Source organism: Alphaproteobacteria bacterium (genome assembly GCA_030740435.1).
Classification (GTDB): Bacteria; Pseudomonadota; Alphaproteobacteria; order UBA2966; family UBA2966.
On sequence record JASLXG010000190.1, the window covers coordinates 1 to 7,942 of the forward strand.

The 7,942-nt window shown below is 65.8% G+C and carries 5 protein-coding genes; 2 read left to right on the forward strand and 3 right to left on the reverse strand.

The window, feature by feature from the left end; all coding sequences use genetic code 11:
• Nucleotides 1–614: 614 nt before the first annotated feature.
• Together QGG75_18325 and QGG75_18330 are read left to right on the forward strand one after the other, a co-directional pair.
• On the forward strand, nucleotides 615–1,973 hold the full coding sequence (locus QGG75_18325) for an aminotransferase class III-fold pyridoxal phosphate-dependent enzyme (protein MDP6069185.1): 1,359 nt from the start codon (nucleotides 615–617) through the stop codon (nucleotides 1,971–1,973).
• Nucleotides 1,970–3,211, forward strand: a complete 1,242-nt coding sequence (locus QGG75_18330; protein MDP6069186.1) for a Tm-1-like ATP-binding domain-containing protein — start codon at nucleotides 1,970–1,972, stop codon at nucleotides 3,209–3,211. The genes QGG75_18325 and QGG75_18330 overlap by 4 nt, the downstream gene beginning before the upstream one ends.
• A gap of 30 nt (nucleotides 3,212–3,241) precedes the next feature.
• Here the strand turns inward: QGG75_18330 and QGG75_18335 are convergent, their stop codons facing one another.
• From QGG75_18335 to clpS, 3 genes are all read right to left on the reverse strand, one after another.
• Nucleotides 3,242–4,798, reverse strand: coding sequence for a nitronate monooxygenase (locus QGG75_18335; GenBank protein ID MDP6069187.1), 1,557 nt, complete (start codon nucleotides 4,796–4,798; stop codon nucleotides 3,242–3,244).
• 135 nt (nucleotides 4,799–4,933) lie between these two features.
• Nucleotides 4,934–7,279, reverse strand: coding sequence for an ATP-dependent Clp protease ATP-binding subunit ClpA (gene clpA, locus QGG75_18340; GenBank protein MDP6069188.1), 2,346 nt, complete (start codon nucleotides 7,277–7,279; stop codon nucleotides 4,934–4,936).
• Between the two features lie 16 nt (nucleotides 7,280–7,295).
• Entirely contained in the window at nucleotides 7,296–7,634 is a 339-nt protein-coding gene (clpS, locus tag QGG75_18345; protein ID MDP6069189.1) for an ATP-dependent Clp protease adapter ClpS, read from the reverse strand.
• Nucleotides 7,635–7,942 lie beyond the last annotated feature (308 nt).

A 7,942-nucleotide genomic window follows, 5' to 3' on the forward strand; every position in this document is an offset into this window, starting at 1 on the left:
AGATGGGGGGAAACCTTTTCCCAGACCTCATCCCTGATGACGAAACGTCCCGTGTTCATCAAAACCTCCTTGCAAAAGGAAGTTTGAATCACTTTTTGACGCTCTTGGGAATCCCTTAAATGTCAACAGGCCCTAGCCCGCTTGAAGCTGATTTCATTACTGATGGAATGGTCGCGGTAAGGGGGCGGGTTGCCCCGCTTCCCTCCGCACAGATCCCGGCCTGCGCTGCTAACGCAGCGGGCTCATATGGAAGGGCAAACGTGATCGGCCTGCGGGGTCTGGGCGGCCCATACAGCTCCGATCCGTGGGCGCACGGCTTTGTTCGGGGCTTCCTAGGTACTATGCAGTCGTCCGTTTCCTCATGCCTTCCGGCCGGGCTTCGCTCCATGGAGCTTACCCGACTGGCCCGCGACCGCCAGGTCTTGCTCCGCGATGGACTTTCACCCCCTATCCTTTGCCAGCTTGTCCTGGCGCTCTCCGCACGAGGCCAATTCGCATCGCCTGGGAGCTTTGCTGCCCGTGACCTGGTGGGAATTGCGGGTTAACGTCCGACCCAGGCACTATTCCCCACCGGGGTCGAGGCCCCCTCGCCAGGTCGCAACCGGAGCCCTGCCATGCATGACGCCAACTTCCTCATCGAGAACAACGCCAAACACTTCTGGCACCCCATGGCCCACCCGGCCGAGATGCAGGCCCAGCCGCCCAAGGTCATCACCGCCGCCGAGGGCGTCGAGGTCACCGACGTCCACGGCCAGCGCCTGCTCGATGCCGTGGGCGGGCTGTGGAACGTCAACCTGGGCTATTCCTGCCAGCCGGTGAAAGACGCCATCCGCGACCAGCTCGAGCGCCTGCCCTATTATTCGGCCTTCCGCGGCACCTCGACTGGACCGGCCATCGAGCTTTCCTACGAGTTGCGCCAATGGTTCGAGGCGGACGGGCTGGTGCGCGCCTTTTTCACCTCGGGCGGCTCGGATTCGGTGGAGACGGCGCTACGCCTGGCGCGCCAGTACCACAAAATCCGCGGCCAGCACGACCGAACCAAGTTCATCTCGCTCAAGCAGGGCTACCACGGGACGCACTTCGGCGCCGCCTCGGTCAACGGCAACGCCAAGTTCCGGCGCAATTACGAGCCCTTGCTGCCCGGTTGCTTCCACATTCCGCCGCCCTGGCCCTACCGCAACCCCTTCGGCGAGGACGATCCGGCCAAGCTGGCCCGGCTCTCGGCCGCCGCGCTCGACGACGAGATCGCCTTCCAGGGCCCCGACACCGTAGCTGCCTTCATCATGGAGCCGGTGCTGGGCGCCGGCGGCGTGATCGTGCCCGACCCCAGCTTCATGCCGCAGGTACGAGAGATCTGCGACCGCCACGGCGTGCTGCTGATCGCCGACGAGGTCATCACCGCCTTTGGCCGCACCGGCGCCTGGACCGGGTCCAGGCTCTGGGGCGTGCGTCCCGACCTGATGTCCCTCGCCAAGGCCATCACCAACGGCTACTACCCCATGGGCGCCACCATGATCTCGGAAGGCGTGGCCGAGGCCTTCGAACGGAACGACGATAGCTTCGGCAACATCGGCCACGGCTATACCTATTCGGCCCACCCCGTGGCCGCCGCGGCGGCGTTGGCGGCGCTGGCGGAGACCGAGCGCCTGCAGGTGGCCGATAACGCCAAGGCCCGGGGCCAGGAGCTGATCGCCGCCTGCCGCGACCTCAAGGCGCGCTACGAGGTGGTCGGCGACGTGCGCGGCCAGGGCCTGATGCTTTGCCTCGAGCTGGTCGCGGACCGCGCCGCCAAGACCCCGGCCGCCAAGGAAACCGTCAACGCCGTCTTCGAGACCGCCTACCAGGCCGGTGTCATGGTGCGGGTGAGCGGCCACCAGCTCATTCTCTCGCCGCCCCTGATCATCAGCGCCGCGGACATCGGCCGCATCGCGGCCGCCCTCGATGCCGGGCTGGCGGCGGCAAATCCGGCATGACCGCCCCCGCCATCCTGGTGCTGGGCACCGCCGACACCAAGGCGGACGAAATATCGTTCCTGCGTGAGTGCCTGACGGCGGGCGGCGCCAAAGCCGCCATCATGGACGTGGGCGTGCTGGGCGAGGCGCCCCTGGCGGTCGATTTCAGCCGCCACGACGTGGCCCGTGCCGCCGGTACGACCAACGCCGCCATCGCCGCGTTGGGCGACGAAAACCTGGCCATGGCCAAAACCGCCGAGGGCGCCGCCGCCTTGGCCTTGGAACTCTGCCAATCCGGGCGCTGCGACGGCCTGATCGCGCTGGGCGGCACCATGGCCACCGACCTGGCGCTGGACGTCACTTCGGCGCTGCCGCTGGGCCTGCCCAAGGTGGTGCTCTCGACGGTAGCCTTTTCGCCGCTGCTGCCGCCCGAACGGTTGGCACCCGACCTCATCATGGTGCTCTGGGCGGGCGGGCTCTACGGCCTCAACAGCCTCTGCCGCGCTTCGCTGAGCCAGGCCGCCGGCGCCGTCCTGGGCGCCGCCCGCCTGGCCCAAAAGCCGCAACGCCAAAGGCCGGTCGTCGGCCTCAGCTCGCTGGGCAAGACCAGCCTCAGCTACATGGTTCACTTGAAGCCGGAACTCGAATCCCGGGGCTACGAGGTGGCCGTCTTCCACACCACCGGCATGGGCGGCCGGGCCATGGAAACGCTGGCCGCCCGGGGCCAACTGGCGGCGCTGATGGATTTCTCGCTGGTCGAGGTCAGCAACCACCTGATGGGCTCGCTGGTCAGCGCCGGGGCCGATCGCCTGGAAGGCGCCGGCCGCGCCGGGGTGCCCCAAATCGTCGCTCCGGGCGGGGTCACGCTGATCGACATGCAGGCCTGGGCGCCCGTGCCGGAGAGGTTTGAGGGCCGCGAATTCCACGCCCACAACCGGCTGATCGCCTGCGCCATCATGGAACCGGGCGAAAAACGCGCCGCCGCCCGCGCCATCGCCGCCAAGCTGCAAAAAGCCACCGGCCCCACCGCCTTCATCATGCCGCTCGCGGGCATCGACGAATGGGACAAGCCCGGCGGCCCCTTTCACGACCCCGACGGCCTCGCCGCCTTTGCCGACGAGATGCGCCAAGCCCTGGCGCCGCCCGTCGAGCTGATCGAGATCGAGGCCCACATCAACGACCGCGCCTTTGCCGATCGTGCTTTGGCCGTGCTCGACGGCTGGGTGGCCGAGGGGCTGGTGGTACGGGGGGAGGTTTGAGGGTTAGAGCGGCTGGCGGATTGGCCCGCCTCAACCGCCGCTCAACAGACGTTCAACAAGCTGCTTCACCGAAGGAATGAAGACCTTGCCCTTGGCGTCACGATAGAAGGGATCATCGGCTGCCTTGAAGGCATTGTGGCCGGCAAAGATCAGCTTGCTGTCCAGGTCGACGGCCTGGATAGCCCCCACCAGTCCTTTCCGAATACAGTAGACGCGGGGGTCGGCCAGTTTGCCGGTAGCGAAGTTTTTTTCTGGATTCTGGCTCCAGGCACTGAGGCCGCAGTTGGCCAGACAACCCGTGCATTCCGCCATGTCCCGCCGAATTTCCCGCTCTTTCTCAGGACTGACGAAAATCACTGTGCCATCCGGTGTGGGCATGGGCCTGTCGAAGCCAGCGGCAATCCAGGCATCCACCTTCAGCTTGTCTCGCGGGCTGACGTAATATTTCTTGTTGGCCAGGGACCGCCCTTCAACAAGCTTGGAAAGGCTTTCGTCGGGCCTGCGCGAAAACGGCACCTGCCGCTCCGAGCGTTGGATCAATTCCCGGATCATGCCGTTCTGGTAGGTCGACGAACAAAACCCGGTGGGGCTGAAATTGTTGAGGGCCACGTCGCCCTCCTGCATCGACAGCAGCAGATGTTTCCATTCATCCGACACCGGGCTTTCCCGCGTCAACAGATCCCGGGTGCCGATCTGGAAGGCAATGGGGCCAATCTCCGGGTTGTCCAGCCAGTGTTCCCAGTCCCGCAGGTACCAGACGCCGCCGGCCATGACGATGGCGACATTTTGCATGCCGTTCTCGTTCATGGTCCGGCGCACGCACTTGACACGCTCGAAAGGGTCTTCCGGCATCTCGGGGTCTTCCCGACTGGTGATACCGTTGTGGCCGCCAGCCAGCCAGGGGTCCTCGTAGACCACGGCGCCGATCAGTTCGTCGTAGCTGCCCCGCCATTTCTTGAAGGCACGCTTGAGCAGCACTTTCAGCGCCATGACGCTGGAGATGATGGGGTCCAGGTAGACGCCCTCGTCGGCACAGATCCGGGCATCTTCCTCGCTCGGCAAACCGGCACCCATGGTCAAGGCATGAACCATGTTGGCACCGCCGGGCAGGCGGCTGCCGGCCAGCACGCCACGCAAGATACGCATGGCGCCGCCGGCTTCCTTGAGAAGGTTCAGACGGACACGGCCCTTGCCGGCAGAGGCCCGGTGGGCAATGCCGACCTGCAAGATGGCACCTTCGATGGACCAGGCCACCAGCTCTTCATGTCGTTCCTGGCGGCTGCGTCCGGCGTAGGGGTATGAATTCGGCCGGCCATTTTCATCGTAGGCAATTGCCGCCCCGGTACCGGATATGGTGCCGCCGGCATTTTCCGCCGCCCAGGCGCCGGCGTTCTTGCCGTTGGTGGCGCTGACGCCCTTGCCGCCCTGGACCAGGGGCAGAACCCAGGCGCCGTCAATGAAGACGGGCCGGCCGAGCTTTTCCCGGATCCGCTCAAAGCCCTCGAGTCGGCCGACGAGCCGGTCCTCTGGCAGTGGCGGGATTTCGCCAAGCGGCCTCTCTAGGGCCTTGAGATTGGACAACGCCACGGCAAACTCATCAATCGTGAAATCCGAAACTTGGTAGGCCCGCCGGCTACCAACTATCACACCTGATGGTGAGTTCCCAGCTTGCCCGCATTTCTCACCGGGTCACGGCCAAGGAAAAGGCCGAAAGCGTCGGCGCTACTCCACCAGTTCCGACACCTTGGGTTCGCCGTCGCTTTCCTCGCCACCGCTGTCGCGCTTGGGCTTTTTCGGGCGGCTGGCCTTTTTCGGAGCCTCATAGGCGAAGGCGAGTTTGCCATCTTTGGTATCGAGGTGCACCAGGCCGCCGCCCGACAGCTCGCCGAACAGGAGCTCCTCGGCCAGCGGCTTCTTGATGTGCTCCTGGATCACCCGGGCCAGCGGGCGGGCGCCGTAGAGGCGGTCGTAGCCTTTGTCAGAGAGCCAGGCACGGGCCTCATCGGATGTCGCGATCTCGACGTTCTGCTCCTCGAGCTGGTGTTCGAGCTGGAGCATGAACTTGTCGACCACCCGGGCCATGACCTCGGGCGAGAGATGGGCGAAGCCGATGATGGCGTCGAGCCGGTTGCGGAACTCGGGCGTGAACATGCGCTTGATGGCCTCTTCGTCCTCGCCCTCGCGCAAGCCGCGTTCGAAGCCGATGGCGTGCTGGCTCATCTCCTGGGCCCCGGCGTTGGTGGTCATGATCAAAATCACGTTGCGGAAATCCACCTTCTTGCCGTTGTGGTCGGTGAGCTTGCCGTGGTCCATGATCTGCAGCAGCACGCCGAAGACGTCCTCGTGCGCCTTCTCGATCTCGTCGAGCAGCAAGACGGCGTGGGGGTTCTGGTCGACGGCGTCGGTCAGCATGCCGCCCTGGTCGAAGCCGACGTAGCCCGGCGGCGCGCCGATCAGCCGCGAGACCGAATGGCGCTCCATGTATTCCGACATGTCGATGCGGATCAGCTCGACGCCGAGCAGATCGGCAAGCTGGCGCGCCACCTCGGTCTTGCCCACCCCGGTGGGACCCGAAAAGAGGTAGCTGCCGATGGGCTTTTCGGGCTCGCGCAAGCCGGCGCGGGCCAGGCGGATGGCGCTCTCCAAGGCCTCGATGGCCTTCTCCTGGCCGAACACCACGGCGCGCAGGTCGCGGCCCAGGGTGCGCAGCACCTCCTTGTCGCTCTTAGACACCGAGCGCGGCGGGATGCGGGCGATCTTGGCCACCACGGTCTCGATCTCGCGCACGCCGATGGTCTTGCGCCGGCGGCTCTCGGGCTTGAGCATCTCGGCGGCGCCGGTCTCGTCGATGACATCGATGGCCTTGTCGGGCAGCTTGCGGTCGTGGATGTAGCGGTCCGAAAGCTCGACCGCCGACTTCACCGCCTCGGCCGTGTAGCGCACCTTGTGGAAATCCTCGAAATAGGGCTTGAGGCCGCGCAGGATCTTGATGGCGTCGGGCAGGCTGGGTTCATGCACGTCGATCTTCTGGAAGCGCCGCAACAGCGCCCGGTCTTTTTCAAAGTACGAGCGGAAGTCTTTATAGGTGGTCGAGCCCATGCAGCGCAGCAAGCCACCCTGCAGCGCCGGCTTGAGCAGATTCGAGGCATCCATGGCGCCGCCCGAGGTGGCACCGGCGCCGATCACGGTGTGGATCTCGTCGATAAACAGGATGGCGCCCTCATAGTTCTCGATCTCGGTCACCACCGCCTTGACGCGTTCCTCGAAGTCGCCGCGGTAGCGCGTGCCGGCCAGCAGCGCCCCCATGTCCAGCGCGAAGATGGTGGCGCTCTTGAGCACGTCGGGCACCTCGCCCTCGTTGATGCGCCGCGCCAGGCCCTCGGCGATGGCGGTCTTGCCGACACCGGGGTCGCCCACGTAGAGGGGATTGTTTTTGGTCCGGCGGCAGAGGATCTGGATGGTGCGGTCGACCTCGGTCTCGCGGCCGATGAGCGGGTCGACGCGGCCCTCGGCGGCCTTTTGGTTGAGGTTGACGCAGTAGCCCTCGAGGGCCTCGGCGCCCTCGCGGTTGGTGCCGTCTTCGCTCTCCTCGTCGCTGCCGCGGGCGGTCCGGGTCGAGCTCTCGCCGGGCGCCTTGGCCACGCCATGGGAGATGTAGCTGACGGCATCGAGACGCGTCATGTCCTGCTTTTGCAGGAAGTAGACGGCGTGGGATTCGCGCTCCGAGAAAATCGCCACCAGGACGTTGGCGCCGGTCACCTCCTCGCGGCCCGAGGACTGCACGTGGATCAACGAGCGCTGGATGACGCGCTGGAAGCCGGCCGTCGGCTTGGGGTCGTCATAGGCCTCCATCACCAGGTTGGCGAGCTCTTCCTCGAGGTAGGCCGCCAGGTCGCGGCGCAAGGGGTCGATGCCGACGCCGCAGGCGTTGAAGACGGAGATGGCATCGGCATCCTCGGTCAAGGCCAGCAGCAGATGTTCCAGCGTGGCGTATTCGTGGCGCCGCTCGCTGGCCAGTGCCAGGGCGCGGTGCAGGCTTTTTTCGAGATTGGCGGCAAAACCGGGCACGTCGACCTACCCTTCCCTATTCTTTTTCCATGGTGCACTGCAGCGGGTGCTGGTTGCGCCGCGCCGTGTCGACCACCTGGTTGACCTTGGTCTCGGCCACCTCGAAGGTGTAGACGCCGCAGACGCCGACCCCTTTCTGATGCACGTGCAGCATCACGGCCGTGGCTTCTTCCTGGTTCTTGCGGAAGATGTGCTTGAGCACCTGGACCACGAACTCCATGGGCGTGTAGTCGTCATTGAGCAGCAGCACCCGGTACATCGAGGGCTTCTTGGTCTTGGCCCGCGACTTGGTGACGACGGCCGTGCCGGTATCGTCGTCGTCGCTGATGTGCCGCTGGTCGCGTCGGTTCGCCATGTTCACTCGGTTCCCAGGGTCCTAAGGCTCGGCTGGCCCGGCGGACCTTCACCTGGTTCATCAATATGGAACGCCGCCCCCAGATTAAAAGGGATGAAGGGGCTTGCTGGCAAGGGCGCAATAAGCGCGGCGCCGGCGCCTAGCCCGCAGTTCTCACCGGGTCACGGCCTGCGCGTCGCTGTGGCGCCGACAGGGTAGGAACGCTGCGCCGCGCGATGTGGGACATCGGGCACGCAGCGGGACACACCCGGTCGGTGCGACAGCGGCGCCCGAAGGGGCACTACCCGGCGCGCGCCCGCAACGGAAAA